Annotated in this window: 13 protein-coding genes; all 13 read left to right on the forward strand. The window is 44.2% G+C overall.

Translation table 11 applies throughout. The features are described from left to right. Positions 1-41: 41 nt before the first annotated feature. Positions 42-1,256, forward strand: coding sequence for a pyridoxal phosphate-dependent aminotransferase (locus tag HA044_RS05965; RefSeq protein ID WP_187540141.1), 1,215 nt, complete (start codon positions 42-44; stop codon positions 1,254-1,256). 179 nt (positions 1,257-1,435) lie between these two features. Next, positions 1,436-2,224 (forward strand): GTP-sensing pleiotropic transcriptional regulator CodY, encoded by a 789-nt coding sequence (gene codY, locus HA044_RS05970; protein WP_187540143.1) that lies wholly within the window; start codon positions 1,436-1,438, stop codon positions 2,222-2,224. Then, positions 2,224-2,808, forward strand: coding sequence for a cysteine hydrolase family protein (locus tag HA044_RS05975; protein WP_187540144.1), 585 nt, complete (start codon positions 2,224-2,226; stop codon positions 2,806-2,808). The genes codY and HA044_RS05975 overlap by 1 nt, the downstream gene beginning before the upstream one ends. 107 nt (positions 2,809-2,915) lie before the next feature. Then, entirely contained in the window at positions 2,916-4,139 is a 1,224-nt protein-coding gene (locus tag HA044_RS05980) for a glycosyltransferase (protein ID WP_187540146.1), read from the forward strand. Further along, positions 4,126-5,016: a glycosyltransferase family 2 protein gene (locus HA044_RS05985; protein ID WP_187540148.1), complete on the forward strand. Its 891-nt coding sequence runs from the start codon at positions 4,126-4,128 to the stop codon at positions 5,014-5,016. The genes HA044_RS05980 and HA044_RS05985 overlap by 14 nt, the downstream gene beginning before the upstream one ends. A 22-nt stretch (positions 5,017-5,038) precedes the next feature. Beyond that, positions 5,039-6,337 carry an accessory Sec system glycosyltransferase GtfB gene (locus HA044_RS05990; RefSeq protein WP_187540150.1) on the forward strand — a complete coding sequence of 433 codons (1,299 nt, stop codon included), beginning with the start codon at positions 5,039-5,041 and terminating at the stop codon, positions 6,335-6,337. Continuing rightward, positions 6,318-7,811 carry a glycosyltransferase gene (locus tag HA044_RS05995; protein ID WP_187540152.1) on the forward strand — a complete coding sequence of 498 codons (1,494 nt, stop codon included), beginning with the start codon at positions 6,318-6,320 and terminating at the stop codon, positions 7,809-7,811. The genes HA044_RS05990 and HA044_RS05995 overlap by 20 nt, the downstream gene beginning before the upstream one ends. A gap of 118 nt (positions 7,812-7,929) precedes the next feature. Then, entirely contained in the window at positions 7,930-8,232 is a 303-nt protein-coding gene (gene gatC, locus HA044_RS06000; protein ID WP_187540154.1) for an Asp-tRNA(Asn)/Glu-tRNA(Gln) amidotransferase subunit GatC, read from the forward strand. Next, complete coding sequence (gatA, locus tag HA044_RS06005; protein ID WP_187540156.1) at positions 8,232-9,698, forward strand: Asp-tRNA(Asn)/Glu-tRNA(Gln) amidotransferase subunit GatA; 1,467 nt, start codon at positions 8,232-8,234, stop codon at positions 9,696-9,698. The genes gatC and gatA overlap by 1 nt, the downstream gene beginning before the upstream one ends. After that, entirely contained in the window at positions 9,698-11,140 is a 1,443-nt protein-coding gene (gene gatB, locus HA044_RS06010) for an Asp-tRNA(Asn)/Glu-tRNA(Gln) amidotransferase subunit GatB (RefSeq protein WP_187540158.1), read from the forward strand. The genes gatA and gatB overlap by 1 nt, the downstream gene beginning before the upstream one ends. Before the next feature lie 99 nt (positions 11,141-11,239). Then, entirely contained in the window at positions 11,240-11,623 is a 384-nt protein-coding gene (locus HA044_RS06015) for a hypothetical protein (protein ID WP_187540160.1), read from the forward strand. 129 nt (positions 11,624-11,752) lie between these two features. Beyond that, a complete protein-coding gene (locus HA044_RS06020) occupies positions 11,753-12,796 on the forward strand; it encodes a 2,3-butanediol dehydrogenase (RefSeq protein WP_187540162.1) in 1,044 nt (347 codons plus the stop codon). A gap of 277 nt (positions 12,797-13,073) precedes the next feature. Beyond that, complete coding sequence (locus HA044_RS06025) at positions 13,074-20,606, forward strand: SIALI-17 repeat-containing surface protein (RefSeq protein WP_187540164.1); 7,533 nt, start codon at positions 13,074-13,076, stop codon at positions 20,604-20,606. The last annotated feature ends 77 nt before the right edge of the window (positions 20,607-20,683 follow it).

Genomic DNA, 20,683 nt, shown 5'->3' on the forward strand with positions numbered 1-20,683 from the left:
TAGTGGTATAATAGAAATAATTTCGTGAATCGAGGCATAGTATGAAAGAATACAATAAATCAAGTAAGTTGGAACATGTGGCTTATGATATTCGTGGCCCAGTTTTAGAAGAAGCCATGCGTATGCGGGCAAATGGCGAAAAAATCCTCCGTCTGAATACAGGAAATCCTGCTGAATTTGGCTTTACAGCACCCGATGAAGTCATCCATGATTTGATCATGAATGCGCGTGATAGTGAAGGCTATTCGGATTCAAAAGGGATCTTTTCAGCCCGTAAGGCGATTATGCAGTACTGCCAGTTGAAGAAAATTCCAAATGTGGATATCGATGATATTTACCTTGGAAACGGGGTGAGTGAGCTGATCGTCATGTCCATGCAAGGCTTGCTGGACAATGGCGATGAGGTCTTAGTTCCCATGCCGGATTACCCTCTTTGGACAGCAGCTGTCAGTCTAGCTGGTGGGAATGCGGTGCATTACCTTTGTGATGAAGAAGCAGATTGGTATCCAGATATTGAAGACATCAAATCCAAGATCACCTCAAATACCAAAGCCATCGTCGTTATCAATCCCAATAACCCAACAGGAGCGCTCTATCCAGATGAGATCCTGCTTGAGATTGTGGAGATCGCTCGTCAAAACAACCTGATCATTTTTGCGGATGAAATTTACGATCGTTTGGTCATGGATGGGGAAAAACACACAGCTATTGCAAGTCTGGCCCCGGATCTCTTTTGTGTCAGCATGAATGGCTTGTCAAAATCTCACCGGATTGCAGGTTTCCGTGTTGGGTGGATGGTTCTATCTGGTCCAAAGAAACACGTGAAGGGCTACATTGAAGGACTCAATATGTTGTCCAATATGCGTTTGTGCTCGAATGTTCTATCCCAACAGGTCGTGCAAACCTCTCTTGGTGGCTACCAATCGGTGGATGAACTCTTGCTTCCAGGTGGTCGAATCTACGAACAACGCAACTTTATCTACAAGGCTATCAATGATATTCCAGGTCTCTCAGCGGTTAAGCCAAAAGCTGGTCTCTATATCTTCCCTAAGATTGACCGGGACATGTACCGAGTGGATGATGACGAGCAATTTGTCTTGAATTTCTTGAAACAAGAGAAGATCCTCTTGGTTCATGGACGTGGATTTAACTGGAAAGATCCAGATCACTTCCGGATTGTTTACCTCCCACGGGTGGACGAATTGGCTCAAATTCAAGAAAAAATGACCCGTTTCTTGAAACAATACAAACGCTAAGAAGAAATAAAGGTGGGAAACCGAAGGAATTGTCTTCAAATTCTGTTTGGTTTCCCCCTTTTTTAGTGGTTTTTTAAATTGTGCACAATTGTAGAAAAAAATAAATAATTTTCAGATAATTCGATTGAAATTCCCTCACTTATATGATATACTTTAGTCGACTATATGCGAGGTTTATTATGGCAAATTTATTAGAAAAGACACGTAAAATCACCTCTATCCTGAAACGGACAGATGAACAGTTACAGGCTGAGATGCCTTACAATGATATTGCTCAGCAATTGGCAGATATCATCCATTGCAATGCTTGTATCATTAACAGCAAGGGGACCCTTCTTGGTTATTTCATGCGATACAAGACCAATAACGATCGGGTGGAAGCTTTCTTCCAAAACAAAAAACTACCAGAAGATTATGCCAAGGCAGCTAGTTTGGTCTATGATACAGAAGCTAATTTAGATGTGGATCATGATTTGAGTATCTTTCCGGTCGAAACCAAGTCTGAATTTCCTGATGGCTTGACCACCATTGCGCCGATTCATGTTTCTGGGATTCGGTTGGGTTCCTTGATCATTTGGCGCAATGATAAACCGTTTGCGGATGATGATTTGATCTTGGTTGAGATTGCGAGCACCGTGGTGGGCATTCAAATGTTGAACTTCCAACGCGAGGAAGATGAGAAGAATATTCGTCGCCGGACAGCTGTCAACATGGCGGTCAATACCTTGTCCTACTCAGAATTACGGGCAGTCTCTGCTATTTTGAATGAGTTGAATGGCAACGAAGGCCAATTGACGGCCTCTGTCATTGCAGACCGGATCGGAATTACCCGCTCGGTGATTGTCAATGCCCTTCGTAAATTAGAGTCAGCTGGTATTATTGAAAGCCGTTCTCTAGGAATGAAGGGAACCTATTTAAAAGTGTTGATACCAGATGTGTTTGAGGAAATTAAGAAAAGAGAATACTAATGATGAAAGCGTTGATTTCCATTGATTATACCGTTGATTTTGTAGCAGATGATGGCAAGTTGACAGCAGGGGCACCTGCCCAAGCCATTTCTGAGACCATTGCACAGGTGACCCAGTTGGCCTTTGACCAAGGAGCCTATGTCTTTTTTGCCATTGATGGGCATGACGTTAACGATCCATTCCATCCTGAAAGTAAGCTTTTCCCACCTCATAATATCATTGGGACGAGTGGTCGTGATTTGTACGGCCCTTTAGCAGATTTTTATCGGGAGCACAAAGCGGATCCACGCGTCTTTTGGATGGACAAGCGGCATTATTCGGCTTTTTCTGGGACGGACTTGGATATCCGCTTGCGGGAACGCCATGTAGATACAGTGATCTTGACGGGTGTATTAACGGATATCTGTGTTCTTCACACAGCGGTTGATGCCTATAATCTTGGCTATCAGATCCAAGTGGTCGCACCGGCAGTAGCCTCACTCACTCCTGAAAATCACCAGTTTGCCTTGAATCATTTCAAGCATGTCTTAGGAGCCAGCTTGGTGGACGATCAACTCGCTCCATTAGATCAAAATGAAGGCTAAGTTAAAATAGAGGTTTGTGGCAAGCTGTCCAGGCCTCTTTTTTGTGCTTAGGAATTGTTTTCCGCTCATGAAAATGGTATTCTAATGAAAGAAAACAAGGGGGAGTTATGACTAAAAAAGCTGTTGTCTTTTCGGCCAATCTATCTTATATGGAGAAGTTGGAAATTGCTATAAAATCTCTGTGTGCGCATCAGGGTCAATGGAAGATTTATGTGTTGAATGAGGACTTACCAACAGAGTGGTTTGCCATCATGAATCAGCGCTTGCAAGTGTTGGATTCAGAAATCATCAATTGTCGGATGTCGGCGGAGCAATTTCAATCCTTCTCGCTTCCAAGTAGCCATATCCACTATTCAACCTATTTCCGCTATTGTATTCCAGATGTGGTGGAAGAAAAGCGGGTCCTCTACTTGGATTGCGACATGATCTTTACACAGGATTTGTCTCCCTTGTTTGACGTAGATCTACAAGGATTGGGACTTGGGGCTGTTGTTGACAAACCAACGACGACAGCGGGATTTAATGCTGGTCTCTTGCTGATCGATAGAGATTGGTGGCAGGAACATCACGTCACAGAAGCTCTATTTGCTCTGACCAAGGACCACCATCAGGAAGTTTACGGGGATCAAGGAATCTTGAATCTTTATTTCAAAGATGCCTGGTGTCCCCTGCCTTGGACCTATAATCTCCAAGTAGGATCCGATAAGGATCAGTATATCTATGGAGACCTAGCTTGGTACGATGCCTTTCAAGGGGTTCCGGCGGTTATCCACTATACCTCCCACAATAAACCATGGACTTCCAAACGGTTCAATCGTTTCCGCGAACTCTGGTGGTTTTATTATGCTCTTTCTTGGGAGGAAGTTTTGCTTCGAAAACCAATTCTCAAGCAAGATTTTGAAGATTTGGTGGGAACATATCCTTATCATGCTGCTATCTACACGAATACCGCAGATGTCCATGAGCTAGAGACTCTGTTAAAAGAGTTGCCGAATGTCGCCTTTCATGTCCTTGCTCATAGCCATTTTGGCTTTAACTTGGTACAATTAGAACGTTACCCCAACCTCTTTCTTTACCCTTCATTTGATCCGTTGACCAGTCGAAAGGTCTTGGGGAAATTGGACTTTTATCTGGATATCAATCCTTATGGCGAAGTGGATCAGATCACGGAAAAAATCAGTCAGAAAGGCCTCCCTATTTTTTCTTTTGAAGGGACGAATCATGTGAAGACAGGGAAAAATGTCGTCTTTGCGGATGATCAAGTGGCCCAAATGGTGGCAGCCATTCGCGATTATTTAAAGAGAAGCGAGAAGAATCATGCAAGCAAATGAAGTAGTGAGTATCATCATTCCCATTTATAAGGTGGAAGCGTATCTGAGGCAGTGTTTGGAGACGGTTACCCACCAGACCTACCCGCATTTGGAAATTATTTTGGTCAATGACGGTTCGCCAGATCGGTCCGAAGAGATCTGTAAGGAATTTTTCAAACGAGATACTCGTATTCGCTATGTCCGCCAGGAAAACGGTGGCCTATCAGCAGCTCGAAATACGGGAATTGAGTTAGCTACAGGAGACTACATCACCTTTATCGACCCGGATGACTGGGTGACAGAGGATTATGTAGAAGTCCTCTATCAAAAACTCAAAGACTACCATGCGGATGTCTCAACCGCTAATTACAATCTTTATGATGACAGTAGCAGCAAGTACTTGATCAAGGTGACGGAAGCGGATTATTCCGAGACCCTTTATGAAGGGCGAGCGATTATGGACCAGGACGCCATTCAAGAAACCAGAGATGTGGCCTGGGCCTGTGCCATGATGAAGCTTTATAAGCGCAGCTTATTTGAGGGCTTACGCTTTCCAGTTGGAAAAAATGTGGAAGACAACTTCCTCATGTACAAGTTGTTGTTAAAGGCTGATCGGGTGGTTCATACAGAGAAGTGCATTTATTGGTATCGAGTGGGCCGTAAAGATACCCTCTCACAAGTTTGGACAGAAAAGCGGGTGATCGATGAGATGGAAGCCAAACAGGAAAAATTAGCTCTCCTTGGGATGTTGGGCTATGATTTGACCTGGCACCGTTATATCTATAAAACACGTTTGAAGCGGGCCCTTGAAAAATTAGAGGAAGCGGGTCTTCAGGAAACGGAAACCTATGCGCGTGTGCGGATGAACCTCAGTCTGATTGAAAATATAAAGGAATAGGATGGCAACGGAAAGGAGCACTATGCTCATCATTGCAAAAGAAGAGACCCTGGAGCTGGCTCGTTTGGAAAAACTTCTACACCAACTCAATCAACCCTACCGGGTGCTATTGACCAATCTGGAAACCGATCTGGAGAAGGAAAAGGAAAGCCTGGCAACTTTCTTTACCCAGCAAGATCCAGCATCGAAAATAGGAGAGCCCTTATTTTTCAATGATTTGGAGGTTCCTGAATATTGGGAGCCGTGGACATTGGGAATCACGACCTATATTTTTGATGGAACAGAACGTCGGGCAAATGTGATTTTTCGGAAAGATGTCTTGTCTCGGACCGTTGGAAGAGTTGAGTGGTTTGGTCAGGGAGAAGAGATCGCAACTATTGATCTCTATAATCGCTATGGTTGGCGTAGTAAGCAAAGTTTGTTGGATGAAAGAGGTCAAGCCTATCTGGAGATTTACCTCAATCAAAAACAAGAAGAAGTCCTCCTCCACTTTGTCTCAGAAGGGACCTTTTTGCATCAAACTGCTAAGGGACGTGATCGGGTGTATGCCAACAAAGAGGAGCTTTTAAGAGCTGTTTTAGATCACCTTCTGCCTGAGGCAAAAGGCGTTCTTTTGATGGACAAGTACCTGCTTTCTTTTGTAGAACGGATAGATAAAGAACGATTGGCCTATTGTGGGAATTGGTCACTCGATCTAGCTGAGCTTACAGAGCATGTCGGCCAACTGATGGTTTTGGATGAGACTCTCTTGCCAGAGAAAAAAGAAGGCTTGATGGAGCTCTCAGGATTTGTGGACCTTGAAGGAGTCAGCTTTCATCCTCAAGCTCTGATCATGACAGCTTCGCAAGAGGTAAAAGGCTTATCCAACTTGGTTGATCAATTTCCACAAGTGACCTTTCACATTTCAGCCTTGACAACTATGGGGCCTAAATTAACAGAGCTTGCTCCTTGCTCCAATGTTCGGCTATACCCGGGCATTTCAATGGATCAATACGAAGAGTTACTGGCAAGCTGTTCGCTTTATCTGGATTGCAATCAGGGAAAAGAAGTGCTCAGCAGTAGCATACGTGCTCTTGAAAATGGGCAACTGTTACTTGGCCTACAGGACACGGTGCATCAGGAAGTCTACAAAAAATTGACCACCGTCACGGAGACTGTAGAGGAGATGAAGGTGCAACTTGGAGAAATCCTAGCTCATCCAGAGAGTTTCCAAGAACGCTTGAAAGAGCAAGCCCACATCTTGCAGCTTCCCAAAAAAGAAGAGCTACGAAGACGATTTGAGTGTTTAGAGGGAGGCAGCCATGAGCATCTATACCTTTAATTTATTGGTGGGTTATGAGCCCAATGGGGTTGATGTGGCGCAAGCCTCAAGAGCTAAGCTACTTCGTGATTTAGGAGTGCAATCGACCTTTGTTTTTACCACTTGGCCAAGCCCTGAAAAATTAGCTTATTACCTTTCTTTGGGACACCGAGACGAGGAATTGCTTTATGCCCAGCTAGCTTTTACGGATCAAAAAAAGACGGTCCCTCAACAGACAGTTGGGGCCTTGCAAATGGCCTTGCAGTTGACTCGCCTAGATATCATCGAACAATCAGAAGAAAAAATTTGCTATCAGTTGGCAGACAATAATGTCTTGGCCTTTCATCTAGATCCCTACCACCCAGACTGCGTGCGCTATGTGGAGTATCTGTTGGGGACCACGATCATCAAGCGAGAGTATTATGGTGCTTGTAAACTGGTGACGGAATATTTTCAATACGGGAGTGTGATTAGACGGACCTATCATGATCAGAATGGGCGGATCGCCTTTGAAGAAGCGAGACAAGGTGGACATTGGCTCTCTAAAATGGGGCCGGAAATCTTGACAAGCCAAACGGAGGTGATGAGACGATTTCTCTCGAAACTTTCACTAAAAAAGGAAGATTTAATCCTAGTGGATCGAGCTTCAAGAATGGAATTTGCTCGTCCCTTGTTGGAGCAAAGATCTCCGGCTAAGTTGGCTATGGTCTTTCATTCGGAGCACGAATTTGAAAATGGACAGCTCAACTACGAATATTATTATGTATTCAAGTATGCCCAGCGCTTTGATGCCTTCATCACTGCGACAGAGGCACAAAAGGAAGTGTTACAGCAGACGCTTGCCAAGCAAGATTGTCACGGAATGCCCATCTACACCATTCCAGTGGGGCATCTAGAGAAGCTGACAGGTTCACTAGAAGGAAGGCGCCCTTTTAGTCTGATGACAGCATCGCGTCTTGATCCAAGAAAGCGTCTGGATTTGGCCATTCGTGTCGTCGCAACAGCTCATCTAACCATGCCGGATCTTCGGTTTGATATCTATGGGAAAGGTGGAGAAGAGGACAACTTGCAGAACCTGATTCAAGAGCTTGGAGCGCAAGACTATATCCACCTGCGCGGTCATGCGGATCTTCAGCAGATTTATCCTTGCTACCAGGCTTATCTCACCACTTCTCAGTGGGAAACCTTTGGTTTGACCCTGATGGAGGCGGCTGGAGCGGGTTTAGCCTTGCTTGGCTTTGATGCTCGCTATGGGAATCCGACCTTTATTAAAGATGGGAAGAACGGCTTTTTAGTGGAGTATAGTGAAAAGATCCCTGAAGCAGACTTGGTCAAGGAGCTTGCAAATAGGCTTGTAGAGCTTTTCCAAGGGAATGTCACTCCTTTCCATCAAGCTTCGTATGACCTAGCTTCTTGCTACCTCACATCCAAGGTCCAGGAAGTCTGGAAGCAGGCTCTCAAGGACATGGGGCAACTGGATGAAAAAGAAATCTAAACAGTAGAATCTGTAGTGACAAAAAAGTCCTACAGATTTTTTATCCTCCAAGCAAAATAGCTGAAATTATGATAAAATAGAAGGTATTGAAAATCATCATTTCACGAAAGGAAGCAAGATGAAAATTACGCAAGAAGAGGTAACCCACGTTGCCAATCTTTCAAAATTAAAATTCTCTCCAGAAGAGACAGCTGAGTTTGCGACAACCTTGTCGAAGATTGTTGACATGGTGGAATTGTTGGAAGAAGTGGATACAACGGGTGTTGTTCCAACAACGACCATGGCGGACCGCAAGACTGTATTGCGTCCGGATGTTGCTGAAAAAGGGACGGACCGTGACCGCTTGTTTAAAAATGTACCTGAAAAAGATAATTACTACATCAAGGTGCCAGCTATCCTAGAAGATGGAGGAGATGCCTAATGTCATTCAACCATAAAACCATTGAAGAGTTGCACGACCTCCTTGTCTCTAAGGAAATTTCAGCAACCGAATTGACCCAAGCAACGCTTGATGATATCAAGACGCGTGAAGAAGCCGTCAATGCCTTTGTGACGGTGGCAGAAGAAGCAGCCCTTGCGCAAGCCAAGGCCATTGACGAAAAAGGAATCGATGCCGACAACCTCATGTCAGGAATTCCACTTGCGGTCAAAGACAACATCTCAACAGATGGTATCTTGACGACTGCGGCATCAAAAATGCTCTATAACTACGAGCCCATCTTTGATGCGACAGCGGTTGCCAATGCGAAAGACAAAGATATGATTGTCATCGGGAAGACCAACATGGATGAATTTGCCATGGGTGGATCTGGTGAAACGTCTTACTATGGACCAGCAAAAAATGCTTGGGACCACAGCAAGGTTCCTGGTGGATCATCCAGTGGTTCTGCAGTTTCTGTAGCATCAGGGCAAGTCCGCTTGTCACTTGGTTCGGATACAGGTGGTTCTATTCGCCAACCAGCAGCCTTTAACGGGATTGTTGGTCTTAAGCCAACTTACGGAACGGTTTCTCGTTTCGGTCTTATTGCCTTTGGTAGCTCACTCGACCAAATTGGACCGTTTGCGCCAACCGTTAAGGAAAATGCTCTCTTGCTTAATGTCATTGCCAGTGAAGATGCTAAGGATTCAACTTCTGCACCAGTACGTGTAGCAGACTTTACTTCTAAAATCGGTCAAGATATTAAAGGTATGAAGATTGCCCTTCCTAAGGAATACCTTGGGGAAGGAATTGATCCAGAAGTCAAAGAAACGATTCTTAATGCGGCCAAACATTTTGAAAAATTGGGAGCAACTGTCGAAGAAGTCAGCCTTCCTCATTCTAAATATGGGGTTGCTGTTTACTACATCATCGCTTCATCTGAAGCTTCATCAAACTTGCAACGTTTCGACGGGATTCGCTATGGTTTCCGTGCGGAAGATGCCAAGAACTTGGATGATATCTATGTGAACACTCGCAGTCAAGGCTTTGGTGATGAAGTCAAACGTCGGATCATGCTGGGAACTTTCAGTCTTTCATCAGGTTACTACGATGCCTACTATAAGAAAGCCGGTCAAGTTCGTACCCTCATCATTCAAGACTTTGAAAAAGTATTTGCAGATTACGACCTCATCCTTGGTCCAACAGCTCCAAGCGTGGCCTTTGATTTGGATTCGCTTAATCATGATCCAGTTGCCATGTACTTGGCGGACTTGTTGACCATCCCAGTCAACTTAGCGGGTCTTCCAGGAATTTCGATTCCTGCAGGTTTTGCGCAAGGTCTTCCAGTTGGTTTGCAGTTGATTGGTCCGAAGTATTCTGAAGAAACCATCTATCAAGCTGCAGCTGCTTTTGAAGCAACAACGGATTATCACAAGCAACAACCCGTGATTTTTGGAGGTGACAATTAATGAACTTTGAAACAGTCATCGGACTTGAAGTCCACGTTGAATTGAATACAAATTCAAAAATTTTCTCACCAACCTCTGCTCACTTTGGGAACGAGCAAAATGCCAATACCAATGTGATTGACTGGTCCTTCCCAGGAGTACTTCCTGTCTTGAACAAGGGTGTTGTGGACGCTGGTATTAAAGCTGCTTTGGCCTTGAATATGGATATCCATCAGCACATGCACTTTGACCGTAAGAACTATTTCTACCCTGATAATCCAAAGGCCTACCAAATTTCGCAATTTGATGAGCCTATCGGCTACAAGGGTTGGATTGAAGTGCAATTGGAAGACGGCTCAACTAAGAAAATCGGGATTGAACGGGCTCACTTGGAAGAAGATGCCGGTAAGAATACCCACAGCCCAGACGGTTTCTCTTATGTAGACCTGAACCGTCAAGGGGTGCCATTGATTGAAATCGTATCTGAAGCTGATATGCGTTCTCCTGAAGAAGCCTATGCTTATTTGACAGCATTGAAAGAAGTTATCCAATACACAGGTATTTCTGATGTTAAGATGGAAGAAGGATCCATGCGTGTGGATGCCAACATTTCCCTTCGTCCCTATGGTCAAGAGGAATTTGGAACCAAGACGGAGTTGAAAAACTTGAACTCTTTCTCAAACGTGCGCAAAGGTCTTGAATACGAAGTGGAGCGTCAAGCAAAAATCTTGCGTTCAGGTGGTGTCATTCGTCAAGAAACACGCCGTTACGATGAAGCCCACAAGAGCACGATCCTTATGCGGGTCAAAGAAGGAGCGGCAGATTACCGTTACTTCCCAGAACCAGACCTTCCCTTGTTTGAAATCTCAGATGAGTGGATTGAGGAAATGCGCACAGAGTTGCCAGAGTTTCCAAAAGATCGCCGTGCTCGCTACGTGGCGGAGCTTGGCTTGTCTGACTATGATGCCAACCAATTGACAGCGACGAAAGTCACTTCTGACTTCTTTGAAGCAGCAGTAGCCCTTGGTGGAGATGCCAAACAAGTGTCTAACTGGCTCCAAGGTGAAGTTGCTCAATTCTTGAATGCAGAAGGCAAGACGCTTGAAGAAATCCAATTGACACCAGAAAACTTGGTCGAAATGATTGCCATCATCGAAGATGGCACCATCTCATCTAAGATTGCCAAGAAAGTCTTCGTTCATTTGGCGAAAAACGGTGGCGGTGCGCGTGAATACGTCGAAAAAGCCGGATTGGTACAGATTTCAGATCCTGAAGTCTTGATTCCAATCATCCACCAAGTCTTTGCAGATAATGAAGCAGCCGTAGCCGACTTCAAATCAGGGAAGCGGAACGCTGACAAAGCCTTCACAGGCTTCCTCATGAAAGCAACCAAAGGCCAAGCCAACCCACAAGTAGCCCTCAAGTTACTTGCCCAAGAATTGGCGAAGTTGAAAGAAGAGTAATAGAGAAAAAACCAGCCGAGAGGTTGGTTTTTACTATCCATAAAATTGTGTTAGAATAGGAAAGACGATTACATGTCAACAGGTATTAGGAGGAATTACATGAATAAATTTTTAAGAGTTTTATTTATCCTAGTCATTATCGCTATGTCTGGAGCGATTATCTTCCAACTATTCTTTCCATCCTATATGGGAAGTCATTCGGGATATGGTATTTCTGTCGGTTGGCAGCGGGAGATTGGGATTTGGAATATGGCAGTTCTTGTGATCCTGATTGCTGTCAATCTTAAATACGATTGGTTTTATCTTCGGACGGTGCTATTGGCCTTAATTATTGGTGGGCTCGGGATTGGGACCAATCATCTCTTCAATTATTTTCACTATCATCTGCCTGTCAATGGGATTGGTGCGCTTGAAAATTATCTCCTCGTCTTTGGTTGGATTGTGGGTTGGAGAATAGAGACTTCACGAATCAAGAAGAAATAAGACCAGCTGGAGGGCTGGCTTTTTAGTTCAATTTTTCCTTGACAAAGTTTGTGAAAAGGCTTACAATGGGGTTGTTGAGTTTCCTAAAAAGGAAATTGCGAATCATGGAAATATAAAGGAGACATTCACATGGCTACTATGAAAGCAGCTCGCTGGCATGCAGCAAAAGACGTTCGTATCGAAGAAGTCGAAGTACCTGAAGTACTTCCACACCAAGTAAAAGTGGCAGTTAAGTTCACAGGGATCTGTGGAACAGACTTGCATGAATATTTGGATGGTCCGATCTTCATTCCAACTGAAGAACATGTCTATTCTGGTCAAAAAGCACCGGTTACTTTGGGGCATGAATTCTCAGGTCAAATTGTCGAAGTCGGAAGTGATGTGACTCGAGTGAAAGTTGGCGATCGGGTAACGATTGAACCAATTTTGGCAAAACATAACTTGATTGGTGATTACAATCTTGATCCAAACTTGAACTTTGTTGGGCTTGCTGCTGATGGTGGTTTTGCGAAGTATTGTGTGCTTGATGGTGATCTTGTGCATGTGATTCCAGATAGCTTGAGCTATGAGCAAGCAGCTCTTACAGAACCGGCAGCTGTTGCGGTCTATGCTGTTCGTCAATCTGCTATCAAGGCTGGAGATACAGCAGTTGTCTTTGGTTTGGGGCCAATTGGTCTCTTGATCGTGGAAGCTCTTCGTGCAGCAGGTGCTTCAAAAATTTATGCGGTTGAGTTGTCTCCTGAACGCCAAGCTAAAGCGGAAGAGCTGGGTGCCATTGTGGTTCATCCTCAAGATGGTGAATCAGTGGTTGATGCTATCCATCGTTTGACAGGTGGTGGTGCCGATGTGTCTTATGAAGTTACAGGTGTTCCGGTCGTTTTAGGCCAAGCCCTAGCAGCTGTTCATAAAGCTGGGGAATGTATGGTTGTATCTATTTGGGAACGCGAAGCAAGTATCAATCCAAATGAATTCGCCATCCAAGAAAAATCTCTCAAAGGAATTATTGCTTACCGTCACATTTTCCCTAAAGTATTAGAGTTGATGGAACAAGGCTATTTCTCTGCTGAAAAATTGGTTACCAAGAAAATCAAGTTGGAAAATATCGTCCAAGATGGCTTTATTGAATTGACACAAGATAAGTCTCAAATCAAGATTTTAGTTGAGCCAGAATAATGGGAATTTTAGAAGGTATTGCATCCTATTGTTCTAGATTATCCTAGAATGCCTATGAGTTGAAAAGCCTTCATCATAGAAGAGTGGAACAGAAAGAATGTTGAAACATTCTTTCTGTTTTGCTCTTTTTTGAATCAAAAGAAAATAATCCATTGCAATTTTTCTGAAGTTTTGATATATTAAATATATCAACATTGATATAAAATATAGGCGTTTTATCAGGAGGTGTCGATGAAAAAGAAAACGCTTACTCAAGATCAAGGAAAAGAGGATTCTTATGAACCATAAAATGTTTGAAAAACGTTGTCATTATAGTATCCGTAAGTTTGCGATTGGGGCAGCATCGGTCATGATTGGGGCTAGTTTATTTGGTGTTCAACTAGCGCATGCAGCAGAGACGGAAGCTCCCACATCTGAAGAGGAAGTCATCCATCAGGTTGAGCCCTTAGACAAATTACCTGAGGATGTTGCAGCAGCTATTTCCAAAGCAGATCAAACCCCTAGCCCTGCCCCTTCTACTGAAGAAGCTGCAGAACATCCAAAACCATCCAGTGAAACAGCGGATGCAACCCCGCTTGCACCTAAGGTGGAGACTCCTACAAGTCCAGCAGATTCTGGAAATGGAAAGGCTGAGGCTGCTACTCCGAAGCCTTCCTTAGATAAGGCTCTTGAGCCAAAGCCGGATACAGCTGCAATACCTGACAAGAATGAGCAAGGAGGCCAAGCGGGTGCTAAGGAAGCAACCCCAAATACGACTAAGCCAGAGCTGACGAAAGACAAAGAAACTGAAGATCGGCTCTTACAGGAAAGAAAGCAAAATTTCAATAAAGACTGGTATTTTAAACTAAATACTTCAGGAGATTTTTCTAAGAAAGAGGTAGATGTTCATGATTGGTCTAAGTTGAACCTGCCCCATGATTGGAGTATCTATTTTGATTTTGACCACCAATCACCTGCGCGAAACGAAGGTGGACAATTAAATGGGGGGACGGCATGGTACCGCAAGACCTTCACTGTCAATGAAGCAGACAAGAATAAGGATGTACGTCTAACATTTGATGGGGTCTATATGGATTCCAAAGTTTTTGTCAATGGTAAATTCGTAGGAAACTATCCAAGTGGTTACAATCATTTTTCATACAACATTACCGATTTTCTAAATAAAGATGGTAGTGAAAATACGATTGCCGTTCAGGTTACCAATAAACAACCAAGTAGCCGATGGTATTCAGGAAGTGGGATCTATCGAGATGTCACACTGAGCTATCTGGATCAGGTGCATGTGGCTGAAAATGGCAATCACATCACCACACCAAAACTAGCAGAGCAAAAAGATGGAGCTGTTGAAACTCTTATCCAAAGTAAGGTCCAAAATACGGGCAAAGAGCTTGCCAAGGTATTCCTTGAACAACAGATCTTTACCAAGGAAGGAAAAGCTGTTTCTGAAGTGATTCGCTCCGTTACAAAGAGTTTAGCAGAACATGAAACGGCTGCCTTTAACCAAACCATCTTGGTGAACCAACCGACCTTGTGGACGACCAAGAGTTACCATCCTCAACTCTATGTCTTGAAAACCAAGGTTTACAAGGGAGACCAGCTGGTTGATGTTACGGAAGATACCTTTGGCTATCGTTATTTCAATTGGACGCCCAATGAAGGCTTTTCACTCAATGGTGAACGACTGAAATTTCATGGGGTGAGTATCCACCATGATAATGGTGCCTTAGGGGCAGAGGAAAACTACAAGGCGACCTATCGAAAATTAAAACTCTTAAAAGATATGGGGGTCAATGCGATTCGGACCACCCACAATCCAGCTAGTCCGCAGTTGTTGGATGCTGCTGCAAATCTTGGACTTTTAGTCCAAGAAGAAGCTTTTGATACTTGGTATGGTGGCAAAAAAACCTATGACTACGGTCGATTCTTTGACCAAGATGCAACGCATCCTGAAGCTAAGAAGGGTGAAAAATGGTCGGATTTTGACCTAAGGACCATGGTAGAACGCGATAAAAACAACCCGGCTATCATTATGTGGTCACTCGGAAATGAAGTAGATGAAGCCAATGGTAGTCAGCGCTCAATCGAAACCTTAAAGCGCTTGAAAGCAGTCATTAAGGCCATTGATACGGAACGCTATGTCACCATGGGTGAAAATAAATATAGCCGATCTGCTACGGGAAATTTCTTGAAACTGTCAGAACTACTGGATGCTGTAGGAATGAACTATGGGGAACGTTATTATGAGGCTGTTCGTAGAGCTCATCCAAACTGGTTGATCTATGGTTCTGAAACATCTTCAGCAACACGTACGCGCGATTCCTATTTTGATCCGGCTCATATCCTCAGCCACGACAATCGTCCAAATCGCCATTATGAACAATCCGATTATGGAAATGACCGTGTAGGATGGGGACGAACAGCTACGGAATCATGGACATTTGACCGAGATCATGCTGGTTATGCTGGCCAATTTATCTGGACAGGTATTGACTATATTGGTGAGCCAACTCCTTGGCACAACCAAGACAGCACACCAGTTAAAAGTTCCTTCTTTGGTATTATTGATACAGCTGGTTTGCCAAAAAATGACTTCTATCTTTATCGGAGTGAATGGTACAGTGACAAAGAAAAGCCAACGGTTCATATCTTACCTCATTGGAATTGGACAGATGAAACCCTTCGGGAACGGAAGATTTTGGTAGATGGAAAAGTTCCAGTTCGGACCTTCTCTAATGCGGCAAGTGTCGAATTATTCTTAAATGGGCAATCGCTTGGTAAAAAGGAATTTACTAAAAAAACAACCGAAGATGGTCGCCCTTATCATGAAGGGGCAAAACCGAGTGAGTTGTACTTAGAGTGGTTAGTGTCTTACCAACCAGGTACCTTGACAGCGATAGCGCGGGACGAAGAAGGTCATGAGGTTGCACGAGATCATGTCACGACTGCAGGAGAGCCAGCTAAGGTTCGCCTGACCAAAGAAGAAGAGGTGATCACAGCTGATGGAAAAGATCTCTCTTATATTCACTATGAAATTGTGGATAGTGAGGGAAATGTGGTGCCAACCGCTAATCAATTGGTCTACTTCAATCTTCATGGACAAGGGCAAATTGTCGGAGTAGACAATGGGGAACAAGCAAGTCGCGAACGCTATAAGGCGCAAGCAGATGGAACATGGCAACGACGGGCCTTCAATGGAAAAGGAGTTGTCATTGTGAAATCTACTGAAAAAGAAGGTAAGTTTACCCTTTATGCAGATGCTGCTGGTCTAGCGTCTGACAGTACTACCGTTACGACAGTTTCTGGTAAAAAAGACCATCGTCACTTTGTCGCTTACTCGCCTGTTCAAGCAACAACAGATGTCAGTACCAAGCCTGTATTGCCAACTACAGTTACGGCAATTTATAGCGATGGAAGTGTAGAAGAAAAGTCAGTTCACTGGGATCTAGGAGAAGACTTACTAGCGAGTGCTGGTCAAAAGAAAGTCCAAGGAAGTGTAGAAGGTCTAGAGGCTCGAGCCCAAGCCCTTGTCAAAGTTGTCGCTCTAGACAAGTGGTTACCTAAAGTGGTTACGGTTCCAGTTGGGACAAAACCAGAAGAATTGGATAAAAGTGTGACAGCCCTTTTGACGGATGGGAACCTAGTCGACACAGAGGTGGTTTCGTGGACCTTGAAAGATCCTTCAGCTTTGACAAAAGAAGGAGGAAGTACACAAGCAATAGGTCAGTTGGTCGGCGATCAGCACGAAGTGACGGCTACCTTTACTGCAAGTGATAAGGAAAGCACTCCGAGTGTAACGGGAATCACAGTCGGAGACCGTCCGCTTGAAAACTTTGAACCTGAAAAGACCTACTATCGCCTTTCTCTTCCTTATACGGCGACCACTCCGACTGTAGCAGCTCAAGTTAGTGGCTACCAGGTCACTGTTCAACAAGCTTCAGATAGCAATGATCATCAGGCTTCGATTTTCTTAAGTGCTCAGAATGGAGAATTAGTCCAAACCTACCTGATTCAGTTTGTCAAGGAAGCTCCAGCTTTGAAACGATTGGAAGTTCTGGTAGAGGGCAAAGATGCTGCAACAGAAGATCAAGTCTTACCATATCGCGTTGTTGGACACTATGAGGATGGTTCGCAAACAGAATTTTCAGCTTCAGATGTACATATAGAGGCCCAATCTACTGATGGAGGACGTGTCGAAGTCAGCGGACAAAACCTACTTCTTTATAGCAAAGGTCATATGACCTTACGAGCTCGTTTGGACCATCAAGCTGACACTACTGAGTCCATCGCTACCCAAATGGTGATCAAAGAAAATACAGCAGTCAAGAAGATTGTCAAATTGCATCCTGTCTCCATCTCAACAGACCTTCATCAGCAACCGAATTTACCGACACAAGTTGGGGCTGAATTTGACCAAGGCCTGCCACGCAAAGTTTCGGTAACTTGGGACAAGATCGATGATAAAGACCTCAGCTCTTATCACAGCTTTAGTCTCAAAGGTCATGTTGATGGTACGGATATGGAAGCTCTCGCTACTGTTACGGTAGAAGGGTTGCAAGTGGCTGAAGATATTAGTCTTACCCTTCCAAAAGGGGAAACGGTTCAATTGCCAGCAACTGTTCGCGCCTACCATTCAAACGGTACGATCCTCTATAAAGATGTCGTATGGGATCCAGTCCCAGCCAACTTCAGCCAAACTGAAGGAATGCATGACATCACGGGTCACATAGTGGGTAGCACGTTGACGACCAGGGCGCATGTTCGGGTTTCAAGCCAGGTTGTTGCTGGAAAGAATATCTCAAAACAATGGACAGGCTCTCAACTACCTGCAGCCATTGTATCTAATACGGGTGGAGACGATGCTGCCAATGCCTTAAATGATTTGACGATTTCAAGAACCAATGCAGATGCTAAGAATCGCTGGACAACTTGGCAAACAGATACAGATAATGATTGGGCAGCTATTTTATTTGGAAATTCTGGGGATTTGACCAAGCGCTTTGTTGATAATCTTTCTCTAGATTTTTACACAGATGGAGCGATTGGCCTTCCAAAAGACTATACCGTTGAATACTATGTTGGCAAAGAAATTCCAGATTTACCAAACGATGTCAACCATACCCAATCGGATCCCCATCATCCGTTTAACAATCCAGCCAATTGGAAAACCGTGGAAAATCTACAGGCTCCAAGTCAATTGTCTGCGACTCAAACCAATCATCTGACCTTTGATAAGGTTGAAACCTATGCTGTTCGGATTCGCATGAAGAAGGCAGATGGAAAGGCAGGTGTTGGCTTGACAGAAATGACCATTTTAGGCAATCAGGTTCCAAGTGCCACAAATTCAGAAATTTCGATCATGGTGGATGGCAAGAAGCTGGACCATTTCAATCCAGAAGTGACGGATTATTATGTCTCTGAAAAGACTAAGGCCATCACCGCAAGTGCTAGCCAGAATGGCCTAGTCACCATTGTTCCAGCAACCAGTCCAAAAGGGGCTACCCGTCTTATTTTGAAGGCAGAAGATGGGTCTATTCTGAAGGAATACCGGATCTTCCGCAATAATGAAAAAGAAACGGCTCTTCCTCTTGCTACAGAAAATGGTGCCATGACTGTTAATATTGGTGATCCGATTACCTTGCCAGCAAGCATGAAGGTCTATTACCCAGCTCAAAGTGGTTGGGTGACAGCCAATCTTGCAGTATCATGGGACACTCTTCCAGCACATGCAGGAGAACAAGAAGGAAGCTTTGAAGTTCTGGGCCATGTCTTGGGTACTGATTTGACCACCAAGATGCAAGTGACAGTCCTTACCAAGGGCCATCAAGTCTTATCTGAAAATACCAGCAACAACACCAGTGATTCCAAAGCTTTTGCTTCTACCACAAATGACACTCAAGCTGCTTCCCATGACCGTATTTTCTACATCAATGATGGACAATTGAATGAAGATGGCCGTTGGACCAACTGGTCGCGTACTCCAAAAGATCAAGAAACTTCTGTGGGTATTCTCTTTAAGAAAAATGGCCAAATCATTTCACAAACTGTAGGAGAGGTTGCTATTCAATTCTTTAGAGATAGTGGCACAGATGCCCCTGCAAATCTTGTTCTAGAAAGATATGTTGGCCCTGCTTATTCAGAACCAAGCACGATCTCTCGTTATGAAGAAGATAGCACCCATCCGTTTAACAAGTCAGAAAATTGGACAGCCATTCCTTATCAGGCATCTGGAGAAATTGTAGCTGGTAAACCGATCACCTTTACCTTTGATCCGATTCAAACGACTGCGATTCGTGCACGTATGACGCGTAAACCGACTACCAATGGTCTAGCTGTCGTAGAATTCACGGCTTACTCACCAAGAAAAGTAGAAGATACTGTGACCCCGACGGTTGCTATTTCAGTTGCTGGGAAAGCCCTGGAACACTTTGATCCGGCAGTAACAGATTATACATTGGATGTAAATGGTGCCAGACCACAAGTAACGGTTCAAACCACTGGACATGGTGTTGCAAGTGTCATTGCTTCCACGAAGGATGATCTACCGACTCTTGTTCGCCTCTTATCTCAAGATGGTAGTCTGGTGAAAGAATACCATCTTCACTTCCAGACTCATCACCAATCCACTCCTCTAGAGGGAGATCGAAGTCTGGTTGTGGATCGTCCAAGTTTGGAAGTTAAAAAGACTCCGATTGCCTATGAAGAAGTGATGCGTGAAAATCCTGAGCTTCCTATCGGTCAACGGCGCGTGCTTGTAGAAGGAAAAAATGGGGAAAAAGTCGACTATTTTGCAGTATTAGGAAGCAAACGTACCCTTGTACATACAGAAACGACACCAGTTCAAAATCGCATCATCGAGATTGGAGTGAAACCTCTTGTAACTTCAAGTAAAGGTGAAGAGCCTGCTCCAGTCCTTGAAGTACCAGCATTTGAGGGAGGTGTCAATGGCGAAGAAGCAGCGGTCCATGATCTCCCTGCCTATACAGAACCTTTCGGTACAGTGGGTGAGCAAGCAGCTCCAGTCCTTGAAGTGCCAGAGTTTAAGGGAGGCGTCAATGCTGTCGAAGCAGCGGTTTATGATCTCCCAGCCTATACAGAACCTTTCGGTACAGTGGGTGAGCAAGCAGCTCCCATCCTTGAAGTGCCAGAGTTTAAGGGAGGTGTCAATGCCGTTAAAGCAGCGGTTCATGATCTCCCAGCCTACACCGGGCCTCTGGGAACAGTAGGGAATGAAGTTGCTCCAGAGCCTGATCAACCAAGAAAAGACGTTCGAGTCTTAGCGGATAAGGCTACAGGTGTCTGGGTAGCTGGACTCTCAGATGACTTGGCAGCCAATCTTAAGCTTCAGGTTCAAAAGGTTCTGCGCCAAGACTTGGCAGGAACTCCTTACGACGCCTATCACTTGGCCTTGTTGGACCATGATAACCATGTGGTGACACCAAAAGGAGCACTTTTGGTACACTTACCAATCAAAGGTCAGCTAAAAGCTGTGTATGCGATGAACCTTGATCAGACTCTTACAGAACAAAATGTAAAAGTTGTCGGAGATAGCTTGGAATTCGCAAGCAAAGATCTGGGACTGTATGTGATCGTCTATCAAGCGTCTAGCCCTGAGATGGTGCCAACAAATCAAACACTTCCTAAATCCTTGAAACAAGGCGAAAAAGAAGTGAAGACAGGAACTAGCGAAAATCCAGCAAGTCTTCCAAAAACAGGAGATACAAGGAGTACGGCACTCTTCTTAGAAAGTCTTGGTCTTCTGTTTGCAGCCCATCTCCTCTTAAAAAAGGGAAAAGAAGATAAAACTTCCTAAGACGGCTGTTACAAACTTGTAGGCTATCATAGCAATAACCTCCATGGTGAAAAGATGCCATGGAGGTTGCTTTTTTT

Origin of the sequence: Streptococcus sp. IMAU 99161 (genome assembly GCF_014435245.1) — a bacterium.
GTDB lineage: Bacteria > Bacillota > Bacilli > Lactobacillales > Streptococcaceae > Streptococcus > Streptococcus lactarius.